This window comes from Paenibacillus sp. J22TS3 (genome assembly GCF_018403205.1).
Lineage (GTDB): Bacteria > Bacillota > Bacilli > Paenibacillales > Paenibacillaceae > Fontibacillus > Fontibacillus tuaregi.
The window spans coordinates 24,958-50,738 of the sequence record NZ_BOSF01000010.1 but is presented as its reverse complement, the minus strand read 5'-3'; the positions used below and the strand labels follow the sequence as shown (position 1 = coordinate 50,738).

Here is a 25,781-nt window from a genome sequence, read left to right as displayed (position 1 = left end):
GCGCCCGTGAAGTGTAATCTTCATAAGTTCATTTTATATACTCGCTTGATTAGTCGATATGGGCGCCGGTAGTCAGGTCGCACTGTTCCAGCGGAACAAGCTTCGTGCGTTTCGTCCACTTATAGCCAAGCCATACGATCAGGAACAGCGGAACGCTGACATAGGAGACCAGGATGCCGTACCAGTCGATCCCATTTTCAGAGATGGCGCTAAGGCTCTGGCCAAGAATAACGATAAAGCACAGAATGAAAGCGAACAGCGGACCGAACGGGAACCAGCGAGCCTTGTAAGGCAGCTTGTTCAGGTCAAGGCCCTGAGCCACGTACGCCCGACGGAACCGGTAGTGACATATGGCAATGCCCAGCCAAGTGATGAAGCCGCACATGCCCGAAGCGTTCAGCAGCCAGTTGTAGACTACCCCATCCTGGTAGATGGAGGCAAGAAATGCCGCCATGCCTACTACGGTGGTCAGCAGCAGCGCGTTCATTGGAATGCCGCGTTTGTTCAGCTTGGCGAACAGCTTAGGTGCTTTGCCTTCTTTGGCGAGACCGTAAAGCACCCGTGATGAGGCATACATGCCGGAGTTGCCTGCTGACAGCACAGAGGACAAGATTACAGCGTTCATGACTGAAGCCGCGAAGGCAAGACCGGCCTTCTCAAAGACAAGTGTAAACGGACTTACTCCAATATTGTCGACTCCGCTCTTCAATAGATCAGGGTTGGTGTAAGGAATGATCAAACTGATCACGGTGATCGCCAGAATATAAAAGATCAGAATACGCCAGAATACTTGGCGGATCGCTCTAGGCACGTTTTTGCGCGGGTTCTCACTCTCGCCCGCAGCTACGCCGATCAGCTCGGTTCCCTGGAAGGAGAAGCCGGCAGCCATGAACACACCAAGGAAAGCAAAGAACCCGCCATGGAATGGCGCATCTCCAATCGTAAAGTTCTTGAAGCCAACGGTCTCTCCACCGAAAATTCCTATGATCATGAGTACTCCGACAACTAGGAAAATAATAACGACCGCGATCTTGATGATTGCGAACCAATATTCGGATTCTCCATAACCTTTAACAGACAGGACATTCAGTCCAAAAATAACGGCCAGGAACAGAAGGCTCCACCAAAACGAGTTAGTCTCGGGAAACCAGTATTTAATAATCATCGTAGCCGCTGACAGCTCGGCGGCGATCGTAATGGCCCAGTTGTACCAGAAGTTCCAGCCGAGCGCAAACCCCAGGGAAGGGTCCACAAACCGGGTGGCATAGGTGCCGAAAGAACCGGAGTCAGGCAGATAGGTGGCCAATTCCCCCAGACTTGTCATCAGGAAGTACACCATGATGCCGACTGCGGCATAGGCGAGCAGGGCGCCTCCTGGACCGGCGGAAGCAATGGCGCCGCCACTGGCCAGGAACAATCCCGTACCGATAGACCCGCCAAGTGCGATCATGGTCATATGACGGGCTCTCAGCCCGGCTTTGAGAGATGCAGGTTCTAATTTGCTGTTGCTCATACAAATTCTCCTTTTGTTCCAGTCTGCGAATGTATATCATCCAAGCTGTGAGGAAGTACAAAAAAGCCGCGGAAGAGATTCCGCGGCTTGTGTAACCTTAACCCCGCATCATACCTTCATTAAGATAGCTCAACACGCACATTCCCGTGGTATCGGAATGGCGTGACAGTTCTGTCCCTTTCGGCAACAGCCCCAGCAGATTGCAATAAGGTGGCAATCCACTTCGGCGGCAGTGCCTTTCGGCCGGAATCATGGGCGTCCTTATACGCCTCCTCCGGTCTACTCTTCACTTGCCGCGACCTCTACCTCATCTGAACATAGCTATGATGAGGTGATATTCAGTTATAGCTTCCATCTGATGTTTCAACGCATGAAATATACCTCAGTATAATTCAACAAAATTTGATGTGCAATAGACAATTTATGCAAATAAGCGGGAGCCGCTTAAGATGCGTCTTGATCATTGCGGCGGGCCATCTGCTGCCAGACGGTGCCGGCGGCCTGCTCCCCGGATTCAATCCGTTCCAGCGCCATGCGCGCCTGAAGACTGACTTCGAATTCAGGATCATCCGCGGCCGCCTCAAGCGCTTCCTTGGCCTCGTCGGTGCCGACTTCGTAGAGGAAGCGCGCCGCCCGCCAACGCACAAGCTTGCTGCGGTCGGACAGCGCCTCGGTCATCGGCCCGGTTGCCGCCGGGTCGCCGATGTCCGAGAGCGTATCGCCCGCGGTGCGCCGCACGGCGGCCGAACTGTCGCGCAGCGCTTCGAAGAGCAGCGCCATGGCCTCCGGCGTCCTCAGGTCGCCGAGATAAACCACGGCGAGCCGCCGCAGCTGCATCTGCGGGTCGCGGAGCGCCTCCGCGAGCAGCGGCAGCGCCTCTTCGCTTGGCTGGAGCGCATCCAGCGCGGCGTAGCGTACGCGCCAGTCCTCGCTTGCCATGCGCTCCTGTACCTCAGCCAGGCTGAGCTCGCGGCGCTCCTCAACGAATTCGCTCTCGTCGCGGCCGTGCGCAATGGCCTGACTGATTACACTCGCCAGCCGCTCGGGCGGAAAGGCCGCTTCGATCTCCTGCTCGATCTCGTGGGCAATATCTTCAAGCTCGCCATAACGGACGCCGTAATCCACGAGCTTGCGCTCTTTGATCAGGGTCGCGCTGGCGACCTCAGTCACGGCCTGTACGAAGCGGTCCGACAGCGAGATCCGTTCTTCACGGGAGCCGGATTTCACGCGGACCTGCATTGGAATGCCGCGGAAAAACTGCACGAACACCTGGGCCTCGCCATAGGCCGCGTCCGGGGCCGCCTCATCCGGCTTCCAGGCGGATTCCACGCCTTCCTGGCCGAACTGCTCCTGCACGCTGGCCAGAATGGCGGACCAGTCGGCGCTGCCTTTGCGGTCAAGGGCAACAAAGTCGGCGGTATGGAAGACGCTCTTCACACCCGGGATTCGCAGCATCTGCTGAATCCATGACGGAGCGGAGCGTTCATTGTCGGACGTATATGTCTTGCGCTGACCGGGGGCCAGAGTCTCATCCAGATGCAGCTTCATCGTGTTCGGACTCGGGGTCGGTTCAATAAATACTATCTTCATAGATGAATCACATCTCCTTTAGTACCATTTTACAACAATCCCTGTCGTATTCCCAAGTTTAAGACGCCGAAATTCGCTAATTGCGGCGAAGCAGGTGGAATAAAAAGGAGAGCAGGGCGGAAAACTTATACAAGCTGACTGGAAATGAACGGCACTTCCTGGAGATTGCGGGGGGAAGCATGGGGTTGACAAACATCCCGCCATGCCACGCGCGTGCTGGGAGCTGCGTGCCAACCCTTGCATCGCGCGCTGGGAGCATCGCAGGGTGCAAGGTTGGCACGCCTTTCCTGGCAGCGACACCTTGGAAAAGGGAGAAGTAACCTATGTTCTTAACCAAACAGGAGAGAAGGCTGTTGCTGGTCATTCTGATTGTCTCTCTGATTATGCTGGCAGGCACCGTCCGCAGCTTCATCCGTTATATGCACTATCATTAAGTCAACAGGAGATGAGAATACCGATGTCACTAAGCGATCCGATCCTGATGAGCCGGATTCTGACGGGGCTTACCTTGTTCGTTCACATTAATCTTGCCGCTATTGGTGTCGGCCTGCCCGTCATGATGGCGTTGGCGGAGTGGAGAGGCATTCGTACAGGCGATCCGCATTATATTCTTCTCGCTAGGCGCTGGGCGCGGGGGTTCGTCATCTCGGTTGCGGTCGGTGTCGTGACAGGAACCGCTATCGGGCTGCAGCTTAGCCTGCTGTGGCCTAATTTCATGCGGATTGCTGGCCGGGCTATTGCGCTGCCTATGTTTATGGAGACCTTTGCTTTTTTTATAGAAGCTATCTTTCTAGGCATTTACCTGTATACCTGGGACCGCTTCAAAAACAAATATTTGCATCTCATGCTGCTGATACCCACAGCCATTGGCTCAACATCCTCGGCCTATTTCATCACGTCGATGAACGCATTTATGAATATGCCGCAGGGCTTTACGCTTAAAGACGGAATCTTCACGGATGTTAAACCGCTGGTCGCGATGTTCAACCCTGCAACACCTACGAAGGTGTCTCATGTCATCGCCTCATCCTATACGGTGAGCGCCTGCCTGCTCGTGGCCATCGCCGCTTTCAGCTTACTTAAGGGCCGGGGGCATGTTTATTTCAAGAAGGCGCTTAAGCTGGCCGTGGTGTCTTCCTTCGTGTTCGCTGTGGCCACCGCCGTAATTGGTGATTTCTCCGGGAAATTCCTGGCCAAATACCAGCCGGAGAAGCTCGCCGCGGCCGAGTGGCACTTTGATACCAGGGAGCAAGCGCCGCTGATCTACGGCGGAATTCTGGATAAGAACAATGAAGTGAAGTATGCGATTAAAATCCCTTATGCCCTCAGCATTCTGGCAGGCAGCTCCCCGAATACGAAGGTGATCGGGCTGAATGAGTTTCCGAAGGAGAACATTCCGCCGCTCAGCATTCATTACATGTTCGACTTGAAGGTGACTAACGGTGTCATGCTGATTCTAATTCCATTTATCTATATGCTCCGCAAGCGGATTCCGGGAATGCGTGGAGCTGTACCGAAGTGGCTGCTGGTATTGCTTGTTGCTCTCGCTCCGCTTGCCTTCGTAGCGGTGGAACTGGGCTGGTTCTTCGCGGAGATCGGCCGGCAGCCATGGATTGTACGCGGGTATATGAGAGTGTCGGAGGGGGCTACCACCTCGCCGAATGTGTCTTGGATGCTGCTGCTTTTTGTTCTGCTGTATCTGGTGCTTTGTGTATCCTGCCTGAAGGTGCTTGGCAAAATGTTTCGTAACAAAAGCGTGGAGGAGGAGCTTCAAGAGCTTTATCCGGGAGGGGAGCGTACATCATGAGTTATGAGATTATCGGAATTACCGTGTTATGGACCTTTCTATACGGATATTTGATTGTCGCCTCCATTGATTTTGGAGCTGGGTTCTTCAGCTTCTACAGCGTACTGACCGGCCACAAGAACAAGGTGCACTGGGTTATTCAGAGATACCTGTCTCCGGTGTGGGAAGTGACCAACGTGTTTTTGATATTTTTTGAGATCGGGCTGATCGGGTTCTTTCCGGATTCGGCTTATTACTACGGCACGGCCCTGCTGGTACCGGGCAGCATTGTCATTATTCTGCTGGCGGTCCGGGCGGTGTATTACGCGTATAACACCTACGGCATTTCGAATAACGGCAACCTGGTCTATATGGCGCTGTACGGGGCAACGGGACTGCTGATTCCCGCAGCTCTTTCCACGGTGCTTGCCCTGTCTGAAGGCGGAATTATTGAAGAGCGGGCGGGTCATGTTGTGCTGAAGTGGGCGATTTTTTTCTCCAATCCCTATACCTGGTCCGTGATTCTGCTTGCGCTAGTCTCGGTTCTTTATATATCCGCGATGTTCCTCAGCTATTACGCTCATAAAGCAGGGGATAAGACAGCGTTCGAGATCCTGCGGGGATATGCGCTGATCTGGAGCGGTCCGACCATTCTTGCCAGCGTCTTCGCCTTCTTCCAGATTAACCGGCAGAATCCGGAGCATTTCCAGAACATGCTTCACAGCGCCTGGATGTTCATCGCCTCCCTAGTCTGTTATCTGGGTGCGGTCTATCTGGTTTGGAGGAAGCGGCATCTCGGCTGGTCCTTCATCCTGGTCATGCTGCAATTTGCTTTCGCCTGGTATGGCTATGGCCGGTCCCACCTGCCATATGTGTTGTATAAGTATGTGAATATATACCAGAATTTCACGAATGAATCGATGGCTACGGCGCTTCTTGCCGCTTTCCTGGCGGGGTTCCTGCTGCTTGTCCCGTCTTTGGTGCTGCTGATGCGCTTATTTTTGTTCAACGCGCGGTACATTCGTGGAAATTCGCCGAAGAGAGGATCATAATTGTATGATTGAGTATTTTATGATGATGTATGCTCCGCAAATTGTTGTGGCCGCATCCGTTCTTTTTCTATTTGTGTATGCGGTGAAATATGAGGAACCCCAGGATTAGAGCCGCCTGATGGACTGCTAGCAAGTTTGGAATTCAGGGTAATAGTAGGTTAAGATTAGTTAAAGGCGATTGAATAGGGGAACCTTTAAATAGATATTGGACATTGGGGAAATTAGGAAGGGAGGAGCCCTCTTCATGCCCAGACACCGCTTTAATAACATGGATAATGTGAGTACTGACAAGACCTTGAAGCAGTTCAGCCAGTGGCGGGAAGAACGCCGCCACAAGAAGAAGGATTATTCTTATGTGATTCCGCACTCGGAGCCAGAGATTGAATATCTGCACCATAACAGGGAGGACACGACGATCACCTGGATCGGTCACTCCACGTTTCTGATTCAATATCATGGCTTAAATATTGTTACGGACCCGGTATGGGCTCCACGGATGGGATTTCAGCGGAGGCTTGGTTCGCCCGGCATTCCGATCGAACAGGTACCCGAAGTGGATATTATTCTGATCTCCCATTCCCACTATGATCATATGCACGTCTCTTCCATCCGCAAGCTGTACGGACCAAACACAACAGTTCTGGTGCCGGAGGGGCTTAAACGTAAGATGGTGCGCAAAGGCTTCAGCCGCTGCCGGGAAATGAAATGGTGGGAAGACCTGAGCCTTCGCGGGGTTAAGTTCTCGTTCGTGCCGACCCAGCATTGGACGCGGCGGACACCGTTTGATACGAACACCTCCCATTGGGGAGGGTTCATCATGGAGATCGATCCCCCGGAGAAGAAGGGGAAGGGGGACCCGGTTATTTATTTTGCCGGAGACAGCGGATATTTCCAAGGATTCAAAGAAATCGGGGAGCGTTACAACATTGATATTGCACTTATGCCCATCGGGGCTTATGAACCCGAGTGGTTCATGACTTCGCAGCATGTGAATCCTGAGGAAGCCATTCAGGCTTTCGAGGATGTCAAGGCCAAAACAATGATTCCCATGCATTACGGCACCTTCAAGCTGGCCGACGATACTGCCAGAGAGGCACTGGACCGGATGGAGGCGGAACGCAAGAGAAGAGGCATTCCTGAGGAGGCAATTCGGGTGCTGCTCTACGGGGAGACCCTTCGTTATCCGAAGCTTAAGCCATCTGATTCCACTACTCACTGAGGTGTGTTCCCTTTCAGGTGATCTTTTATGCTATAATGTCATGTTAGAAGCGTGATTATAGATAAAAGGATGGTAATGATAAATGATCAGCACAAGTGGTGTAACGCTCCGGTATGGAAAACGAGCACTTTTCGAAGATGTAAATATAAAATTTACGCCAGGTAACTGTTACGGTCTCATTGGTGCAAACGGAGCAGGGAAATCAACTTTTCTGAAGATTCTGTCTGGAGAGATCGAGCCGAACACCGGTGAAGTCCACATGACTCCGGGTGAGCGTATGGCCGTTCTGAAGCAGAACCATTATGAGTACGATGAGTATCCGGTTCTCGAAACGGTAATTATGGGCCATGCCCGTCTGTACAGTATTATGAAAGAGAAAGACGCGCTTTATGCTAAGGCTGATTTCTCCGAGGAAGACGGCCTGCGTGCCGGGGAGCTCGAAGGGGAGTTCGCGGAAATGGACGGCTGGAATGCCGAATCCGATGCGGCGTCTCTATTGATTGGTCTGGGTATCGACAAAGACCTTCATGATAAGAAAATGAGTGAGCTCAGCGGTAATGAGAAGGTCCGTGTACTGCTTGCCCAAGCGCTGTTCGGCAATCCGAACAATCTGCTGCTCGATGAGCCGACGAACCATTTGGACATCGATTCTATCGGCTGGCTGGAGAACTTCCTGCTTGACTATGAAGGCACCGTTATTGTGGTATCTCATGACCGTCACTTCTTGAACAAAGTATGTACGCACATTGCGGATATTGATTTTGGCAAAATCCAGCTGTATGTGGGCAACTATGACTTCTGGTATGAGTCCAGTCAGCTTGCTCTTAAGCTGACCCGGGATGCGAACAAGAAGAAAGAAGAGAAGATCAAAGAACTTCAAGCGTTCATTCAGCGCTTCTCCGCCAACGCTTCCAAGTCGAAGCAGGCTACTTCCCGTAAGAAGCAGCTCGACAAGATTACACTGGAGGATATCCGTCCGTCCAACCGGAAATATCCGTTCCTGCACTTTAAGGCAGAACGCGAAGCCGGGAAGCAGCTGCTTACGGTGGATAGCCTGACCAAAACAGTTGAAGGCGAAACTGTGCTGAACAATGTCAGCTTTGTGGTGAATAAGGGTGACAAGATCGCTTTTGTAGGACCAGACGGGTTGGCGAAGACGACTCTGTACCAAGTGATTATGGGCGAGACTGAGGCCGATTCCGGTGAATACAGCTGGGGGATTACAACGTCCCAGGCTTATTTCCCTAAGGATAACTCCGCTTATTTCGACGGGGTGGACCTGAACCTGGTAGAGTGGCTGCGTCAGTATTCCAATGATCAAGATGAGACGTTCCTGCGTGGTTTCCTTGGACGCATGCTCTTCTCCGGTGAAGAAGCCCTGAAGAAGGCAAGTGTGCTGTCCGGGGGCGAGAAGGTCCGCTGCATGCTGGCCAAGATGATGCTGAACGGGGCGAACGTGCTGATCTTTGACGAGCCGACGAACCACTTGGACCTGGAATCCATCACGGCGCTGAATAATGGTCTGATTGATTTCGATGGAACGATTCTGTTTGATTCTCATGACCATCAGTTCATCCAGACGATTGCGAACCGGATTATCGAGATCACTCCAAATGGGGTAATCGACCGTCAGATGTCTTATGACGAGTACCTTGAGAATGAAGAGATTCAAGCTCTCCGCAAGGAAATGTATCCTGCTGGAGCACTGAATTCCAAATAAAACAAAAATGCTGTCCTGTAATTTGCAGGACAGCATTTTTTTTAACTTGAAGCTTATGATCCGCCTGTGCGGCGGCGTTGGTTGTTTGGCTTTTTGACATTCTGGCTTTTCAAGGCCTTCGTGTTGTTCGGGGTGCCCGGATTCTGCTTATTGGCAGTCTGGTTCTGCTTCTTCTGCTGCAGCTTAAGCCTCATAGCTTCAGCCAAATCGATTTTTTTGGGCTCTTTATTCTCTTCCGTCATCGTCTTCATCTCCTTTGCTTGATGGGAGCGCTGATCTTATTTTATACGTTTTTAAAAGATGGGACAACGGGAATAATGGATATAATGGTTTTTGCATTGTTATTACAGCAGGTGCGGAGGTGGCTCTGATCGATACCTATCAAGAAATCAAGCAAGGGGAGCGTGGAGCTTGGATCAGCATAGCTGCTTACCTGCTGTTATCCGCTTTGAAGCTGATCAGTGGTTATTTGTTTCATTCCAGTGCGCTGCTTGCTGATGGCTTCAACAACGTAACGGACATTATTGCGTCGACCGCTATATTGGTCGGCCTCCGGATATCCCGTAAACCGCCAGATTCAGATCATGCTTATGGTCACTTCCGGGCTGAGACTGTAGCTGTGCTGGTGGCTTCTTTTATTATGGCTACGGTGGGCATTCAGGTGCTCATTGAAACAGGGCGGGGCTTGTTTGAAGGGAAAAAGACTGCTCCTGATCCGCTGTCCGCGGTGGTGGCCCTGGTAAGTGCCGCGGGCATGCTCGGCGTCTATCTGTACAACCGCAGGCTGGCTAAGCGGATTAACAATCAGGCGCTGATGGCAACAGCGAAGGACAGTCTGTCTGATGCCTTCGTAAGCATTGGAGCTGCGGTGGGAATATTCGGAGCCCAGTTCGGTCTTCCGTGGCTGGATACGGTAGCGGCTATCGGAGTAGGGCTTCTAATATGCTGGACAGCCTGGGGGATCTTCAAGGACGCGACCCACCGCTTAACGGACGGCTTTGATGAGAATGAGCTGCATGACTTTCGGAGCTCAATCGCACGTATTCCTGGTGTGGAGGCATTAAAGGATGTAAAGGCGAGAGTGCATGGCAATCATGTGCTGGTTGATGTGGTCATTGAAGTTGATCCTGAATTGAGCGTGACGGAAAGTCATGAAATCAGCGACCGGATTGAGGAGCGGATGAGCGAGCGCCACAATGTCATGAGCGTGCATGTCCATGTGGAGCCGAAGCAGGAGGAGGCTGTGCCGCTGGTGACAGCCAGGAAGGACAGATGATCATAGGAACAGACCAAGATTGTTGTTGGACCATCTGCTCTACATTAATGGGCGGTCGGCTCTTTTGAAGCTGACCGCCCTGTGCTGTTTCTTCACCTGCATCCGTATGAAATGACTTGAAAAGTCAAACAGGGCTATTATCTCCTTTAGTCGAATACAACAGCACTATAGAAGAAGGACAAGACTCTGTTACCGGTCTTAGAGTATTTATAGAAGTGGGGAGTGGAAAACCAAAAACCCAGATGCTTATAGGTTTAAAGACCTATATATTGGCACGTGTAAAATATAAAGATGTGAACTTCGGCATATGCAATCTTCCCTGAGGATTACCGATAAATTGGACAGAGTTTATTTATCAGACATCCAAGACCACTCAGGGAGGACTTATCATGAAGAAAAGCATGGCGGTAGGAGTACTTAGTGCAGCATTATTATGTTCCTCGGGGTTTATGTCAGCATCACAAATTTACGCGGCATCCGCCGCAGTGCAAAAAACGTCCTTAACGGGAATCATTCAGTACGGTGTCAATTTTAGATCAGGTCCTTCCACATCCTTCAAAATAATCAGACTGCTGAAGACTGGGGAAACCGTTACTATTCTGGATCAATCCAATGCCTATTTCTATAAGGTAAAGACCTCAGACGGGAAGACGGGGTATGTCAGCAGTTCAGAGAAGTACATAAAGCTGAACAAGGAGACTACGGTGAAGCCGGGGAATTCAGGCGGCAGCGGGAATAAGGCGAATGCTGGAAGCAATACAGGGAATATCGGAAATAATGGAAGTTCCGGCAGCAGCAAATCAGGGAATGCCGAGAATAGTGGAAATCCAGGTAGCAACAATACAGGAAATGCTGGCAGCTCTGGGGGCTCCGGTGGCTCTGTGAACCCCGGGGGTTCCACGAATTCCGGCGGAGTTGGAAACACGGACAATTCCAATGCTTCCAATGCCCAGGATGAACGCGATGCCAAATTGGCGGCTCTATTCGATACAGGCAGGAAATATCTGGGTACCCCCTACGAGTACGGATCTGACCGGAACACTACGGAGACCTTTGACTGCTCGGACTTTGCCAGAACCATTTACCGCGAAGCGCTTGGCATCATTCTGCCTGCCGACTCCAGATCGCAAGGCCAGTGGATCAAGGATAACAGCCAGGCGGTTTATGATATTAAGGATCTTCGGCCAGGAGACCTGTTATTCTTCATGAGTAATCAAGGAACTTCTGACACGGCCTATCAGGATATAGACAAGAGTACGGAGCGCATCACCCATGTGGCTGTGTATATGGGGAACGGTCAGATGATTCAAACCTATTCAGTTGCTTCAGGCGGCGTCCGTATAGATACACTGTCCGGCAGTTGGGTGAAGAGATTCCTTTTCGGAGGAAGTGTGCTTCAATAAAATACAGGTCATAACAAAACGCTTCACCCGTTTAGAGGAGTATTTCCTCGAAGGGTGAAGCGTTTCAATTTGGTGTGGTTGCCATCCGGTTGGTTTGCAGTTATGTAAACTCCGGGGCTATTTTTGGCCAGAAGGTGCTTTATGTTATATTATTTAGTATATTCTGGTGCCCAAACCCAGCCTTTGCCGAGCCAAGTGTAGATTTCAACCCAATTGCCAATGATTTGGCCTGTTGGTTCGAGAACTTGCGGATCGAGCTTGCCCCATGCTTGGCCGTTAGGATCTTTATAGAAAGTAGTAATTTTGGTGATTTCCCACTTTTTCGGAGGGTTTACAACGACCAGATCAGGAACAATAACCGGTTTGGACACTACAGGTGTAGACGTAGATGTCGAGGTATTCGTTGAAGTTGTAGTTCCGGTTGTAGGTGTAGTGCCAGTTGTGGTTGTGCCGTCAGCAGTTGTCGTAGTTGTCGTAGTAGTTGTTGTAGGTGTAGTAGTTCCTGTAACAGGAGCAGTGTCGGCAGAAGCTGCTGTCGCGAATGCCGCAGATAAAGCCAAGGAAGCTGTGATTGCTGCGATTTTTTTCATGGTATTTCCTCCCTAGGATAAGTTTGGTGTATATCTTATATATTTTTAAATAACCCGCCAAGCGACCTAAGAATCAAATTTGTGTAAATTTTTTTGTGCCTGCTGTTTTTTGTTATGATGATGTAAACAAGTTCATAGAGAGAGAGTGGAGAACATGCGGAAAAGATGGTTTGTCCTTATCCCGTTGGTCCTCATTATTATTGCGGTGACCGCCGTGATCCTATACATCCGGCCAACGAAGGAGCTGGACCTGAAGTATACGGATCTCAACTGGAAGGCCAAAATCACTAAAATGATAGATACCCGTGAGCCGGTAATCCGGATTAATGAGGAGGAGTTTAACCAGTTGGCGAAGCAAAAGCTCGTGAAGTACCTCTCGAAGGGGGAACTGCCGGTTGAGGTTACCGGGGCGGAGTTCAAACAGCGGGGGAACCGGCTCGAAGCAGACCTTAACGGGAAGTGGGGCTGGATCCCTTTTGGAGCCAAAGCGGTCTATACGATGGAATTCACCGGAGGCCAGGTTGTCTTGACCCCGGTATCCGTTCAGATTAGAGGAATCACCTTGAGCCCTGACCAGCTGGGACTCAAACAAGTGAGCGCTCCGCCTGGCAAGGAGCTGCCTGACGTAATTAAAGTGAAGGATTTAATATTTCACGAGGATTCCATTGAAGCCAGATTATCTTTGAATTGGCTGGAAATCATGCGGATTTTATAATAAAGGAGCACAACAAAGCGGTTATCCCTAGGAGCCAGATGAGGCTTGAGGGATAACCGCTTTTTGCTGTCTATTTTTAACTAATACAAAGGGTGTTAGGTCTACATCGATCGTCCCCGGCGTCCAGTAAAGAGCGAGATGATGAACAGGACAAGGAAAATGAAGAACAGAATTTTCGCTATAGAAGCTGCTGCTGCCACAACCAGATTGAAGAATCCGAATATCCCCGCGATTAGGGCAACGACCAGAAAAATAACTGACCATTTTAACATGAAGATCATCCTTCTTTCATAGAAGATTAATAACCCAGCGCTTCGTGAATATCCGGTGTATAACCGGTTATTTACGAAATGCTCCGGTGCGGGGTATCCCGCCTCGTACTGTTCTTTAACCGGACCTTTTTTGATTGAAACAAATATGGTTCCCTGCCTGGATCAGGTAACTTTTCCCTTTGTTTCGCCGAAAACGGCTCGGGGTAACTATGGGGTAACACAGCATAAAGAGGAATGAAAGAGAGGTAATGTCGATGTCACTGATCTGGCAGATAAGTGTGGCCGTAATTGCACTGGCGTTTGTCGCCTTGGTGATTTTCCTGATCAAAACGCTTAAGGCCGCTGAAAATTCTCTGAACAAAACTTCTCAAACGCTTCAGGAAGTGCAGAAGACGATTGATGAGCTAACTTACGAGGTCAAGCAGGTGCTCAGACACGCCAATGGGATTACAGAAGATGTGGAGCATAAGATGAGGCAAATTGATCCGGTGATTGAAACGGTTAAAAATGTAGGCGAAATTCTGAATGAGGTTACCCTCAGCGCCAAACAGGTGTCTTCAGCCCTTATTGAACGCTTTAAAAGGCCCGCAGAGGACAGAATTTCAACTAAAGCGGCTGTGAAAGCGGCCGTTCAGACGCCTCATGAGAAGACGGTACAAAGCTACGATGCCACGTATTCGGATAAGAAGTCATCCGGCAGCTGGATGAAATGGATTGATATCGCTGCAAATGTCTGGCATAAATACCGGAATTAACGCCACAGACAGCAGCCTGAGGAAAGGGTGAGCTCCATGTTGAATGCACTGCTGCTGCTATTAGGATTACTGTCACCTCTTAACGGATCAACACCGACAGCTTACGACAAGGCCCTAAACCCGGACGTAAAGCTGGCAATGGGTCACGCCCAGATTCATGATAGCTCTGTAGGAGAGCGGACAGCCGCCTCACCGGTAGATGAAATCAACACGCTGAATGACGTCTCGCTTGCGGATACGCGCAAGGATGTGATCAGCAAGAAAGGGAAGCCTGTAAAAATTACGAAGGACTCCCTCATCGGATGTACAGAATATCATTATAAGGATGTAACCGTCGGATTGTTTGAAGACCAGGTGTATTATGTGCATCTTGGTGCTGGCTCCAAGGAGATGAAAGTAAACGAGCAGTGGGTAGAGCTTCAGCCTTCTTCCCTGACCCGGATATTTGGACCTGCAGATTACATAGCTGAGGACGGTGTTGTGTATACCCGTGGTTACAGTGCCATTAAAATTTATAAAAGCCCTAAGGGAGGAATTCAAGGGATCGATCTGTTTGATTCCGCATCAGAGTGAATACTCACCGCCTAGTTGGGAAATGCTGTAAACCTGTTTCAATAGGCAAGGATTTGGGTTAATGGCTATGTATATGGAGCAGATTAGACATCAAGCTAAATTTACCGGATGAATATCCCTTTTATAGAAGTTGAACAAAAGAAGGATCAGACAAAGGGTGAAAGGTTCAACTTATGTGTATAATCTCACAAAATTCGAAGAAGGAGTTGGCTTACGATGAGTTTGGAAAGTACTAAATCCTATGCGAAGGTTGTACAAAACGGAGTTCAGGCGGTTGAAACCGTGAAAGAGCTCAGTTCAACAGGCTATACCGCAGAACATATTTATGTACTTGCCCACGATCAGGAAAGAACAGACCGGATCGTTGACGCATCAGACGCCGAGGAAATTGGCATAAAGGAAGAGGGCGTATTTAACTCGATTGCAAATCTGTTCCGTTCAAGAGGGGATGAACTTCGTGCGAAGATCGTCTCTTTGGGATTCACCGAGACGGAGGCGGAGTTTTATGAGAAGGAATTGGATTTGGGTAAGGTGCTCGTTATTGCTGTGCGCAGCTAAATAAATACGAGTGATATATACAAATATAGATAAGGAATGGGGAAATACCCTCATTCCTTATCTATATTTATGGATATGTATTTAAAAGAATGAAAAACTATATAAAATGAACTTTAGAATTAACCGATCACAGCGGAGAGGACGAGTGATGCTGAAGGAGCGCAGCGTCCTAGAAGTATGTAACCTTGATAAGTTCATTTTATATCGGGATTATTTATAGGGTGTTTACGAAGAAAATGATATAGTAAGAGGGAATGCGGACTAACTATAAACGCTTTTATTTCCCATGTTCAATTTCCGCTTTGCGCAAATCTTCATCGAATTAAGGAGAGCGTTATGAAAATTCTAATTGTGGATGATAATCCGACAAATATCATCATTGTCCGGGAAATACTCAAAAAAGAAAACTACCGGGATACGGTTGCTGTTTCCTCCGCGTTCGAAATGTTCCAAAAGCTGGGACTCGATCACGCCGGGGAGGGAGAAGTAGTCGCCCCTACTGATATAGATCTGATTTTACTTGATATGATGATGCCTGAGATGGACGGGATCGAGGCCTGCCGAATTGTACAGCAGTACGAACAATTAAAGGACATTCCTATTATTATGGTCACGGCCGTGGGAGATTCCAAAAAGCTGGCGGAGGCGCTGGATGTCGGAGCGGTAGACTATGTCACCAAGCCGATTAACAAGGTTGAACTTATGGCGCGCATCCGGCTTGCCCTTCGCCTCAAGCAGGAGAAGGACTGGCACAAAGAGCGCGATCAGAGGCTTCAAGAGGAGCTCAGATTGGCAGGGCTTGTTCAGAATGCGGTGCTTAGCGCTCCGATTGAAGATGAATATTTTGAAGTAAACGCTCTGTACAAGCCATCTTATGAGCTGGCGGGTGATCTGTATGCCTGGTATCCGCTTGGCGAAGGGAGATATGGCATTATTCTGCTCGACATGATGGGACACGGAATCTCATCATCATTGTTCTGCATGTTTATCGCTTCCGTGCTTAAGGATACGGTAAGCACATATGTCGAGCCTGAGAAGGTGATTCAGGAGCTCAACCGGAGATTCAGCCAGCTTCATATTGAAAGCCAGCTTATTCAGTATTATTTTACAGCGATCTATCTTGTTGTAGACACGAAGTTCAAACGAATCGATTACGTCAATGCCGGTCATCCTCCAGGAATGCTGTATACGGATGAGGGTGAGCTTATCCTGCTTGATACCGGGTGCCCTCCGGTTGGGCTCTTTGACAAGATCGAAGCCCAAACCCACTCGATCTCTTATGAGGGGGAGGGACATATCGTGTTATATACGGACGGGCTTATGGAAGCCGTCGAGGGGACCCAGGATGAGCAGCTCGATTTCCTGGCCCAAAGTTTGGCCGGCTCTCACGCCTTGGATGTATCCAGAATGGAGCAGATGTTCTTTAGCGATAACGTGCCTCAGGAGCGCGAAGATGATAAATGCCTGGTGTGGATTACACTAAAAGAAGGGGAAGGCACGGAATGAGAATCCGAAGTAAACTGCTGATTGGCTTCAGCTCGCTTATGGCTATTCTGCTGATCCTTACGTTCATCGGATATGACCGGATGAACTTGATGAACAAGCAGATTGATCAAATCTATCAGCAGAGATATATGAAAATCAGAAGCTCGGGGGATATGAGGGCACAGGTTAATGAAGTTACGAAGAGAATGGCGAACCTGCTGCTTAATCCGTCGATTTCATTGGGCAGTACAGAGAAAGAGTTATTAGGAAATGTAAGCAAGGCGGATACGCACCTGGAGGCTTTAAAGAAGAGTAAGGTCAGTCCAGAGGAGCAGCTGATTATTTCCAATGTCGAGAAGGCCTGGGATGCATACAAGGCTTATCTGGATGAGCAGCTTGCTTTACTGAACAAGCAAGATATGACCAAGGCTATTAAATACCGGAATGCCTATGGAGTTGATCTTCAGAGCAAGATTCTGGACAGTATTAATTCCTTAGGGACGTATCAGGACCTGCAAATTAATGAGGAAGTCCAAGTGGCTAGATCTGCATATGAGCAGTCCATTCAGTTGACGGTAACGGTGATGGCTGCAGGGCTCCTGTTTGCACTGGGTGTCATGTTATGGGTGCTGCCAAGCATAACACGTGGACTGAATACGGTGTCCATGATGATGAACAGCTTCAGCAAGGGCAAGCTTAAGGCGATCCGGCGGATCAACGTCACAACTGCCGACGAGATTGGCGATGTAGCCAGGGTGTTTCAGAAGCTGTCAGAGGATCTGGATCAGAAGCAGGAGCTGGAGATGAAGTACCTGCAGTCCCAGCAGGATCAGACCTGGATTAACTCCAATCTTGCGCGTATAACAGAGCTGCTGCACGGGGTCAACTCACTGGAACAAGTGTCCCAGGTTTTTATTAACGAGTTTACCCCTATATTGGGGGGACGTTATGGCGCGATATATATCAGTAATGATGAATCCAGCCCGGATGAGCTTAGGCTTACAGGGGCGTATGCTATGGATGAAGCCGTACGTCCGAAACAATCGATCAAATTTGGTGAAGGTCTTGTCGGCCAGGTCGCAATTTCCAAAGAGCCTATTAACTTAACGCAGCTTCCGGCAGGTTATATCACGGTCCGCTCCGGGCTTGGTGAAGCGGAGCCAGCGGAAGTGCTGATTCATCCTGTATTGTTCGAGAATCAGCTGCTTGGTGTTATTGAGGTTGCGAATTTCCTTAAGTTCTCAGATGTGCAGAAGCATCTCCTCAAGGAACTGGCCAATAGTCTGGGAATTATTCTTAATAACATTATGGGCCGGCTCCGGGTAGAGGAGCTGCTGAGAGAATCCCAGACCCTGGCGGAGGAGCTTCAATGCCAGTCAGAAGAACTGCAGAGCCAGCAGGAGGAACTCCGCCGCTCCAATGAGAATCTTGAGGAGCAGACGCTTGCTCTGAAGCGCTCCGAAGAGCAGCTTCAACGCCAGCAGGAGGAACTCGAGCATTTTAATACTGAATTGATGGCCAAGACCCATGCCCTGCAGGAGCAGGTGCAGGAGGTTGAGGAGAAGAATAACGAAATCGAGAAGACGAAGATTCAGCTGGAAGAGCAGGCCAGCCAGCTTGCGCTTACCAGCAAATATAAATCAGAGTTTCTGGCCAATATGTCACATGAGCTGCGGACCCCACTGAACAGTCTTCTTATCCTCTCCCAGCTCTTGTCGGAGAATAAAGAAGAGAATTTGACCCAGAAGCAGAAGGAATATGCCCAGACAATCTATATGTCGGGTGCCGATCTTTTGAAGATGATTGATGAGATCCTGGATCTGTCCAAAGTGGATGCGGGCAAGATGGAAATCAATGAAGAGTCTGTCAGTCTGGAGGAGCTTGGAAAGTTCGTGGAGAGCAACTTCAAGGAAGTAGCGGCTAAGAAACAGCTAGGGCTCCAGATTGAAGTAGAGAAGGGACTGCCTGAAGCTGTGACCACGGACGGGTATCGTGTGAAGCAAATTCTCCGAAATCTGCTGTCCAATGCATTCAAATTCACTTCAGAAGGCGGCGTCAGCTTCCACATCACCCGTCCCAAGGATGAAGAACTTCCGTTATATCTGGACCATGAAGCGCAATACGTTGCATTTACGGTGAAGGACACGGGTATTGGTATTCCAAAGGACAAAACCAAATTGATCTTTGAAGCGTTCCAACAGGCCGATGGAACGACCAGCCGGCGCTATGGGGGCACTGGGCTTGGGCTGTCGATCAGCCGGGGCCTAGCTGCTCTGTTGGGCGGGGGAATAGATCTAAAGTCTGAGGAGGGCAAGGGAAGCGAGTTTACTTTGTATCTTCCGATGGCTGGCCTTAGCCAACTGAAGGACGGACTGAAAAGTGCGGCTGCCGCCGTTCAGACGATCGAACCGGCTGCAGTTCAAGAGGCCTCTCCGCGTAAACATACGCAGCGCTTAGCGGGCGGCATGAACGAGGTTCTTTCCGATGACCGTGACCTGATTACTCCGCAGGATAAGGTCATGCTGATCGTGGAGGATGATTTTCATTTTGCCAAAATTCTGGTGGACATGGCCAAAGCTTACGGCTTCAAGACGTTGAATGCGTTCCAAGGGGATGAGGGTCTTAAGCTTGCCAGAACCTATCTGCCGGACGCGATTATTCTCGATATTCAGCTTCCGGTTATGGATGGCTGGTCTATTCTCGGTGAGCTAAAAGGGAATCCGGACACCCGTCATATTCCAGTCCATGTGATTTCCGTTGTGGATGACGTGAAGCAGGGGATGAAGATGGGGGCCATTGCCTATCTTCAGAAGCCTTCATCCCGTGAAGAGCTGGAGCGTGCTTTTGCTCATATTGAGTCTTATATGGATAACGATCTCAAGCACCTGCTGGTGGTAGAGGATGACCAGGTTCAACGCGGCGCAATCATTGAACTGGTAGGGCATGATGATGTGGCTATTACCGCTGTTTCCACAGGTGCCGAAGCTTTGGCGGAGCTGCATAAGCAGCGTTACGACTGCATGATCCTGGACCTGATGTTGACCGATATGACCGGGTTCATGCTTCTGGATCAGATTCGTGATGATGAGAACCTGCATGATCTTCCGATCATTATTTATACTGGCAAGGAGCTTGACAGCAAGGAGGAGACCCGGCTGCGCAAGTATGCGGAATCGATCATTATTAAGGATGTGAAGTCTCCTGAGCGGCTCTTGGATGAAACGACCCTGTTCCTTCACAGAGTGGAAGCTAATCTGCCTGAGGAGAAACGGAAAATCCTGCAAAAACTGCATAACAAGGAAGAATTGTTTGAGGGCAAAAAGATCCTTCTAGTGGATGACGATGTGCGAAATGTATTCGCTCTGTCCAGCGTGCTTGAAGGGTACCAGATGGATGTTGTTTTTGCGGAGAACGGAAGAGAGGCCTTGGAACTGCTTGAGCAGCATGGGGATTTTGACCTGGTATTAATGGATATGATGATGCCGGAAATGGATGGCTACGAGGCCATGCGCCGAATCCGTGAGATTCCGCAATTCGAGAAGCTGCCTATTATTGCCCTGACAGCAAAGGCGATGAAGGATGATCGGTTCAAGTGTATTGAAGCCGGGGCCTCCGATTATATGAAAAAGCCGATTCAGACCGATCAGCTTCTGTCCCTGATGCGAGTGTGGTTGTATTCGTAAGGGCGTTTTGAGGGTAATAATAATTTAATAACTATATAAAATGAAACTTTAGAATGAACCGATCTCAGCGGAGAGGACGAGTGATTCTGAAGAAGCGGAGCGTCCACCTTTGCCTCCGAAATGCCTCACTGGATATTCTAGTTCAAGCATTTCGGAGACAACAGTGGTCGTAAGAACACTCGGCATCGCAGCGCCCCAAAAGGGTGACCTTCATAAGTTCATTTTATATAGTATCAAGACGAACAAAGGGGATAAACTTCATGACATCAGGCAATTCCTCTGAAAATGACGTTCCTTCTCCCAGAAGCATTGATGAGAGCGAGCGTGAGACAATTGAGATAGAGCTATTGCTTGAAGGGATTCACCGGTTGTACGGCTATGATTTCCGCAATTATGCCCTGCCTTCGCTCAGAAGGCGCATCTGGCATTCCGTGCATGCCGAGAACGTGAACACCATCTCTGGTCTGCTGGAGAAAGTCATGCACGACAGAGACTGCTTCGAGCGGCTTGTCTACAATTTATCAATACCTGTAACTGAAATGTTCCGGGACCCTGAGCTGTTCCGGACATTTCGCCAGAAGGTGATACCGATCCTCAGAACGTATCCTTATATCCGGATTTGGCATGCCGGTTGTTCAACCGGCGAAGAGGTGTACTCCATGGCGATTATGCTGCATGAGGAGGGCCTTTATGAGAAGTCCAGAATCTATGCGACGGATATGAATGATCGTTCGCTCGCCCAGGCGAAAGAGGGGATTTTCAATATTCAGCGAATGCAGCTTTATACGAAGAACTATCTGGAATCGGGAGGCACCCGTTCCTTTTCGGAATATTATACAGCGAAATATAATTCGGTTCTCTTCCATCCGTTTCTTCGGAAAAATATGATTTTTGCGGAGCACAATCTGGCCACAGACCGCTCCTTTAATGAGTTTAACGTGATCTTCTGCCGTAATGTCATGATTTATTTCAATAACACGCTGCGGAACCGGGTTCACGAATTGTTTTATGAAAGCTTAAGCTGTTTTGGCGTACTTGTATTGGGCTCTAAAGAATCGATTCAATTTACAGCGTTTGCCGACAGCTATGAGCCCTTGGATACGACAGAGAAAATCTATCGTAAGATAAAATAAATTTGTCACCACAATTGAGGAGGATTCCATGGGGTATCACGAACCAATTCACATATTGCTGGTAGATGACCGCCCCGAGAATTTGCTGGCTCTGGAGGCGGTGCTCGATAGCGAGGAGTACAATCTGGTCAAAGCAACCTCGGGGGAAGAGGCTCTTAGACATTTGCTGAAGGATGAATTCGCTGTGATCGTGCTGGATGTGCAGATGCCTGGCATGGACGGGATCGAGACGGCCAAGCTGATCAAGGCCCGCGACAAGACCAAGGACATTCCGATCATATTTATTTCGGCCAACAGCAAAGAAGCGGACCAATTGTTCGCGGGATACTCGGCGGGTGCTATTGACTATATGGTGAAGCCGTTCATTCCCCAGATTCTGCGCTCCAAGATTGAGGGTTTTGTCAGCATGTATTTGACGAACAAAAAGCATAAAACCCAGTCCATGCTCCTTCATCAGAAGACACTGGAGCTTGAGCGGATTAACGAGGAACTGGTGAAGGCTAAGGAGGCAGCGGAGATTGCGGCCAAGGCCAAAACGGAGTTCCTTGCCATGATGAGCCACGAAATCCGGACTCCAATGAACGGGGTAATCGGCATGATTGATTTGCTGATGGAAACGGATCTTCAAGAGGAGCAGAAGGAGTACACGGACATTATCCGCAAAAGCGCGGATGCGTTAGTGACCGTCATTAATGATATCCTCGATTTCACCAAGATGGAGTCGGGCAAAATGGAGCTTGAGGAAACGCCATTTGAGCTTCAGAGCGGAATTCAAGAGGTGTTTAATCTGTTCTCGGTGGATGCGGGGCGCAAGAACCTGGAGCTGGTATATTTTATTGATGAACAGATACCTTCCGTCATCTATGGGGATCAAGGCCGGATGCGGCAGATTCTGATCAATCTGATCTCTAACTCTATCAAATTTACGGACCATGGCGGGATTTATCTTGTGGTAACCCCCAAGCATGAAGAAGCTGACCGGATGACTTTGGAATTTACAGTAAAAGATACAGGTATCGGTATTCCAGCTGATAAGATTGATAAATTGTTCAAGCCATTCTCCCAGCTCGATTCTTCAATGACCCGCAAATATGGGGGGACCGGACTGGGGCTGGCTATATGCCGTACGCTTGTGCAGCTGATGGGCGGAGATATCTGTGTGGAATCTATGGAGGAGAAAGGGGCCACCTTTACCTTTACAATCAACGTGGGGAAGTATGAGGAAGACCCACAGGATTACGCACACAGGAACGAAGAGCTGGCTGAAGTGGTCCGGCTTCCGTTCTCCAAGCGGGTGCTGGTTGTGGATGACCATCCGATCAATCAGAAACTGATGCTCAGCATGCTCCGCAAGCTTGGCTACCGGGCCGACGTGGCTGAAGATGGAAGGCAGGCCATTGAGATGGCTCGTCAACCGGGTGGATATGATTATATCTTTATGGATCTCCAAATGCCGGTGATGGATGGCCTGGAGGCCACCCGCCGCATTTGTGAGAATGCGGACAAGGGCAAACGCCCTGTAATTATCGCTATGACTGCCAATGTGATGGAGGGAACCAAGAACCGCTGCCTGGAAGTCGGAATGGTCGATTATGTCAGCAAACCGGTTAAGCTTGGCAGTATCAAGAAAATATTAACGGAGTATCCTGAGCCGGAATATGGGATGGACTCGCTCGAACAAGTGAAAGGAAGTTAATCCCTTGCTTGCTGGCTGTTTCATTATCCGGTTTAAAGGTTATAGATTATAGAATGGGCTAGTTGATACAGAAAAACATAATTCAGGAGAGAGTGTCTATGAATACAAATAAAAATGATAAGTTCAATGCTACGACCCAAGTAGAAGGTGGTACCTGCACGGTGTACCTTAGAGGAGAATTGGATTTGTCCGTGGCGCCGGATTTCAGACAGGTGATGGAACCTCTGGTTGGGGATGGGGAACTTGACTTAGTGATGAACCTCAAAGACCTGAAATACATCGATAGCACGGGCATTGGTATTTTGTTATCTATCCTGAAGGCAAGACATGGCATGGATGCGCAGTTTTATGTTCGGGAAGTTCCCCCGCAGATCCAGAAGCTGTTTGACATGACCGGTATCGCCAAGTTTTTTGCGTCCCAGGAGAATCCCCAATAGGAAAGGATCGAAGTTAGAATGAAAGACGAAGTTCAAAGAGTTATATTACACTTACCGGCCACGGCGGATTATGTCGATATAGTCAGATTAAATTTATATGGTATAGCTTCTAAAATGGGTTTTTCCTATGAGGACATCGAAGACATGAAGGTCGCGGTTTCGGAGGCGTGTAACAATTCGGTACTTTATGCATACAAGCAGGAAGATGGTACTGTTGAAGTTACGTTTGAAATCAAGCCGGATTCATTGTCAATTACGGTCAAAGATGAAGGGGAGAGCTTTGATGCGTGGGACAAAAAAGACGATCGGGCAACACTTCATGATAAAGATCTGGAGGATGCCCAAATCGGCGGTCTCGGCTTCTATTTGATGCAGGCGCTTATGGACGATGTGAGCGTTGTGAGCGAGGCAGGGAAAGGAACCAAGGTTGTTCTGATCCGAAATCTTGCTCGCAGTGAGGAGAAAGTATGACGGATCGGCTGACTCCCCCAGAGTCTATGAACGAATCCATCGGTCTGATTTGGGAGTACCAGCAGACGAAGGACAATGAAATTGCCACCGAGCTCATTAAGAAATACGAGCCCATGGTAAAGATGGCGGCCGGAAAGATCGCCCGCAACCGTCCGGACTTATACGAAGATCTGTATCAGGTAGGCCAGATGGCATTGATTCGGCTGCTGCAGCAGTATGATATTAATCTGGGAATTCCTTTTGAACCCTACGCGATGAAGAGCATGATCGGTCACATGAAGAACTTTCTGAGGGATAAGTCTTGGTATATTCAGGTCCCACGCCGCATCAAGGAGAAGGGGGCGCTTGTACAGCAGGCCATTGACGAGCTTACAGTTAAGCTCGAGCGCTCTCCGGATGTGAAGGAGATTGCGGAGTACCTTGATCTCTCTGTCGAGGAGACGGTTGAGGTGTTGGCAGGGCGCGAATGCTACCATTACGTGTCACTCGATTCCCCGTTATCCCAAGATGAGAGTACAGCAACCCTTGGAGAATTGATCAGCTCAGATGCGAATGATTATGATACCGTGGAGAAAAGAATGGATCTGCAGCAGGCGCTTAGCCAGCTGAAGGAGCAGGAACAGAGTGTCCTCCTGCTTGCCTTCCAGGACGGTCAATCCCAGCGGGCTATAGCTCAAAAACTGGGAGTTTCACAAATGAGCGTGTCCCGGATTCAGAAGCGGGCGACCGAGAAGCTGAAGCAGATCATGTCCAACTCAGGCTCCTGATAGATTCGTCATAGAATAGATAACGAGGAAGACACGCCTAATTCCTGTGGGAATGGCGTGTCTTTTTTGGAAATAATAAATAGGGAAAGGAGTGGGGCCGATGAATAGTGATGAGAGCAGCTATCGGGAATGGTCCATGAGCGGGGGCTGGAAATGGATTGACCTGAGCATTGAAGACTGGAACGAGCCTTTGGTTAGCGAGCTTGAACAGAAGTATCCGCTTACGGAGGAATGGATTAAGGAGATTCCCAAAGTGGAGACGAGTTACTTGTCCGTAAGGTTTCCAGAGGGGGAGAGACCTGTGATCTTTGGGTCGCTGCTGTACTCTGTGAAGGTGGAGATCGATACCTCCAGATCATGCAACAAGTTCCACTTCTTCCTGAGTGATGATCTGTTTATAACGATCAATTTGGATGAACATACCCGTAGCATCATGACAACCGAGGAAAGAATCGGGTTATTGAATTCATGTACCCATCCTAGAGACGGATTATTTATTTTAGTAAGGAGCATCCTCCATTATTTCCACGCCGGAATGGATAACTTTGAAGCCAATCTGCGAAGAGTCGAAGACATTATGAGAAAGTCGAACCAAAAGCATATCATGGACCGGATTCTCAATGCGCGTTTTGAGCTTCTGTACTGGCATAATCTGTTTATCTCATTCCAGGAGCTGCTCACAGCGGCAAGGGAAGCTTATCTGGAAGAAGTGGACAGCAGTGTTTATTTCAAAAGATATGTTTACCGGGTGGAGCGGGCAGATAAGCTGTTTCTTCATTATGAGAAGGAGATCGATACCCTGATCTCGATTGATGATGCCATTTCGGCTTTTCGCGGGAACGAAATTAGCAAGACCTTAACGATTATTGCTTCAATATTCACACCTGCCACCGTGATCGGGGCGATATGGGGAATGAATTTTGATTACTTGCCTTGGATCAAGACAGGGGTATGGGGATTTGTCCTGATCAGCGGTTTGATTGCTCTAAGCACGGTTGGTCTATGGATATGGCTTAAGGCCAAGGGCTGGACAGGGGATTTGCTTGAGGTAGAGGAGGAGGATGCCAACTTGTAAAGAGTTGATGAA

Annotated in this window: 24 protein-coding genes and 1 riboswitch; of the genes, 19 read left to right on the top strand and 5 right to left on the bottom strand. The window is 49.3% G+C overall.

The window, feature by feature from the left end; genetic code table 11:
- Positions 1-49 precede the first annotated feature (49 nt).
- Positions 50-1,513: an amino acid permease gene (locus tag KJS63_RS23485; RefSeq protein WP_068620221.1), complete on the bottom strand. Its 1,464-nt coding sequence runs from the start codon at positions 1,511-1,513 to the stop codon at positions 50-52.
- A 117-nt stretch (positions 1,514-1,630) separates the two neighbouring features.
- A riboswitch (Lysine riboswitch) is annotated at positions 1,631-1,826 on the bottom strand.
- 131 nt (positions 1,827-1,957) lie between these two features.
- A complete protein-coding gene (locus tag KJS63_RS23475) occupies positions 1,958-3,103 on the bottom strand; it encodes a conserved virulence factor C family protein (RefSeq protein ID WP_213621329.1) in 1,146 nt (381 codons plus the stop codon).
- Between the two features lie 457 nt (positions 3,104-3,560).
- Between KJS63_RS23475 and KJS63_RS23470 the strand changes: the two genes are divergently transcribed.
- The 5 genes from KJS63_RS23470 (at position 3,561) to KJS63_RS23455 (ending at position 8,880) form a co-directional block, all read left to right on the top strand.
- A complete protein-coding gene (locus KJS63_RS23470; protein ID WP_213621328.1) occupies positions 3,561-4,910 on the top strand; it encodes a cytochrome ubiquinol oxidase subunit I in 1,350 nt (449 codons plus the stop codon).
- On the top strand, positions 4,907-5,941 hold the full coding sequence (locus KJS63_RS23465; protein ID WP_213621327.1) for a cytochrome d ubiquinol oxidase subunit II: 1,035 nt from the start codon (positions 4,907-4,909) through the stop codon (positions 5,939-5,941). Before KJS63_RS23470 ends, KJS63_RS23465 begins: the two co-directional genes overlap by 4 nt.
- 4 nt (positions 5,942-5,945) lie before the next feature.
- Complete coding sequence (cydS, locus tag KJS63_RS26625; RefSeq protein ID WP_374706309.1) at positions 5,946-6,050, top strand: cytochrome bd oxidase small subunit CydS family protein; 105 nt, start codon at positions 5,946-5,948, stop codon at positions 6,048-6,050.
- A gap of 135 nt (positions 6,051-6,185) precedes the next feature.
- The gene (locus KJS63_RS23460; protein WP_213621326.1) at positions 6,186-7,160 is read left to right on the top strand and encodes an MBL fold metallo-hydrolase; all 975 of its coding nucleotides are present in this window, start codon (positions 6,186-6,188) and stop codon (positions 7,158-7,160) included.
- 82 nt (positions 7,161-7,242) lie between these two features.
- Complete coding sequence (locus KJS63_RS23455) at positions 7,243-8,880, top strand: ABC-F family ATP-binding cassette domain-containing protein (RefSeq protein WP_068620216.1); 1,638 nt, start codon at positions 7,243-7,245, stop codon at positions 8,878-8,880.
- A 53-nt stretch (positions 8,881-8,933) separates the two neighbouring features.
- Here KJS63_RS23455 and KJS63_RS23450 read toward each other — a convergent pair whose 3' ends face one another.
- Positions 8,934-9,122, bottom strand: a complete 189-nt coding sequence (locus tag KJS63_RS23450) for a hypothetical protein (protein ID WP_213621325.1) — start codon at positions 9,120-9,122, stop codon at positions 8,934-8,936.
- Between the two features lie 128 nt (positions 9,123-9,250).
- On the opposite strand from KJS63_RS23450, the gene KJS63_RS23445 reads away from it, so the two are divergent.
- Together KJS63_RS23445 and KJS63_RS26490 are read left to right on the top strand one after the other, a co-directional pair.
- Complete coding sequence (locus KJS63_RS23445) at positions 9,251-10,156, top strand: cation diffusion facilitator family transporter (protein ID WP_213621405.1); 906 nt, start codon at positions 9,251-9,253, stop codon at positions 10,154-10,156.
- Positions 10,157-10,545: 389 nt separating this feature from the next.
- Positions 10,546-11,559: a C40 family peptidase gene (locus KJS63_RS26490; protein WP_213621324.1), complete on the top strand. Its 1,014-nt coding sequence runs from the start codon at positions 10,546-10,548 to the stop codon at positions 11,557-11,559.
- A gap of 149 nt (positions 11,560-11,708) precedes the next feature.
- Here KJS63_RS26490 and KJS63_RS23435 read toward each other — a convergent pair whose 3' ends face one another.
- A complete protein-coding gene (locus tag KJS63_RS23435; protein WP_213621323.1) occupies positions 11,709-12,149 on the bottom strand; it encodes a hypothetical protein in 441 nt (146 codons plus the stop codon).
- Between the two features lie 154 nt (positions 12,150-12,303).
- Between KJS63_RS23435 and KJS63_RS23430 the strand changes: the two genes are divergently transcribed.
- Positions 12,304-12,864: a hypothetical protein gene (locus KJS63_RS23430; protein ID WP_213621322.1), complete on the top strand. Its 561-nt coding sequence runs from the start codon at positions 12,304-12,306 to the stop codon at positions 12,862-12,864.
- A 101-nt stretch (positions 12,865-12,965) separates the two neighbouring features.
- Here the strand turns inward: KJS63_RS23430 and KJS63_RS23425 are convergent, their stop codons facing one another.
- Positions 12,966-13,136 carry a DUF1328 domain-containing protein gene (locus tag KJS63_RS23425; RefSeq protein WP_082927000.1) on the bottom strand — a complete coding sequence of 57 codons (171 nt, stop codon included), beginning with the start codon at positions 13,134-13,136 and terminating at the stop codon, positions 12,966-12,968.
- A 260-nt stretch (positions 13,137-13,396) separates the two neighbouring features.
- Here KJS63_RS23425 and KJS63_RS23420 point away from each other — a divergent pair, with 260 nt between their 5' ends.
- The 11 genes from KJS63_RS23420 to KJS63_RS23370 all read left to right on the top strand — a co-directional run bounded on the left by KJS63_RS23420 (position 13,397) and on the right by KJS63_RS23370 (position 25,769).
- Positions 13,397-13,891, top strand: a complete 495-nt coding sequence (locus tag KJS63_RS23420) for a DUF948 domain-containing protein (protein WP_068622504.1) — start codon at positions 13,397-13,399, stop codon at positions 13,889-13,891.
- Between the two features lie 36 nt (positions 13,892-13,927).
- Entirely contained in the window at positions 13,928-14,464 is a 537-nt protein-coding gene (locus tag KJS63_RS23415) for a hypothetical protein (protein WP_213621321.1), read from the top strand.
- Positions 14,465-14,680: 216 nt separating this feature from the next.
- Complete coding sequence (locus KJS63_RS23410; protein WP_068620208.1) at positions 14,681-15,022, top strand: YflT domain-containing protein; 342 nt, start codon at positions 14,681-14,683, stop codon at positions 15,020-15,022.
- Between the two features lie 336 nt (positions 15,023-15,358).
- The gene (locus KJS63_RS23405; protein ID WP_068620207.1) at positions 15,359-16,528 is read left to right on the top strand and encodes a PP2C family protein-serine/threonine phosphatase; all 1,170 of its coding nucleotides are present in this window, start codon (positions 15,359-15,361) and stop codon (positions 16,526-16,528) included.
- Complete coding sequence (locus KJS63_RS23400; RefSeq protein ID WP_213621320.1) at positions 16,525-20,190, top strand: response regulator; 3,666 nt, start codon at positions 16,525-16,527, stop codon at positions 20,188-20,190. Before KJS63_RS23405 ends, KJS63_RS23400 begins: the two co-directional genes overlap by 4 nt.
- Positions 20,191-20,450: 260 nt before the next feature.
- Positions 20,451-21,323 carry a CheR family methyltransferase gene (locus tag KJS63_RS23395; RefSeq protein ID WP_213621319.1) on the top strand — a complete coding sequence of 291 codons (873 nt, stop codon included), beginning with the start codon at positions 20,451-20,453 and terminating at the stop codon, positions 21,321-21,323.
- A 28-nt stretch (positions 21,324-21,351) separates the two neighbouring features.
- Positions 21,352-23,019, top strand: a complete 1,668-nt coding sequence (locus KJS63_RS23390; RefSeq protein WP_213621318.1) for a response regulator — start codon at positions 21,352-21,354, stop codon at positions 23,017-23,019.
- 98 nt (positions 23,020-23,117) lie between these two features.
- On the top strand, positions 23,118-23,456 hold the full coding sequence (locus KJS63_RS23385; protein WP_068620203.1) for an STAS domain-containing protein: 339 nt from the start codon (positions 23,118-23,120) through the stop codon (positions 23,454-23,456).
- 18 nt (positions 23,457-23,474) lie between these two features.
- Entirely contained in the window at positions 23,475-23,927 is a 453-nt protein-coding gene (gene rsbW, locus KJS63_RS23380; protein WP_068620202.1) for an anti-sigma B factor RsbW, read from the top strand.
- The gene (locus KJS63_RS23375; RefSeq protein ID WP_068620201.1) at positions 23,924-24,694 is read left to right on the top strand and encodes a sigma-70 family RNA polymerase sigma factor; all 771 of its coding nucleotides are present in this window, start codon (positions 23,924-23,926) and stop codon (positions 24,692-24,694) included. The genes rsbW and KJS63_RS23375 overlap by 4 nt, the downstream gene beginning before the upstream one ends.
- Before the next feature lie 100 nt (positions 24,695-24,794).
- Positions 24,795-25,769, top strand: a complete 975-nt coding sequence (locus KJS63_RS23370; protein ID WP_213621317.1) for a magnesium transporter CorA family protein — start codon at positions 24,795-24,797, stop codon at positions 25,767-25,769.
- Positions 25,770-25,781: the final 12 nt, after the last annotated feature.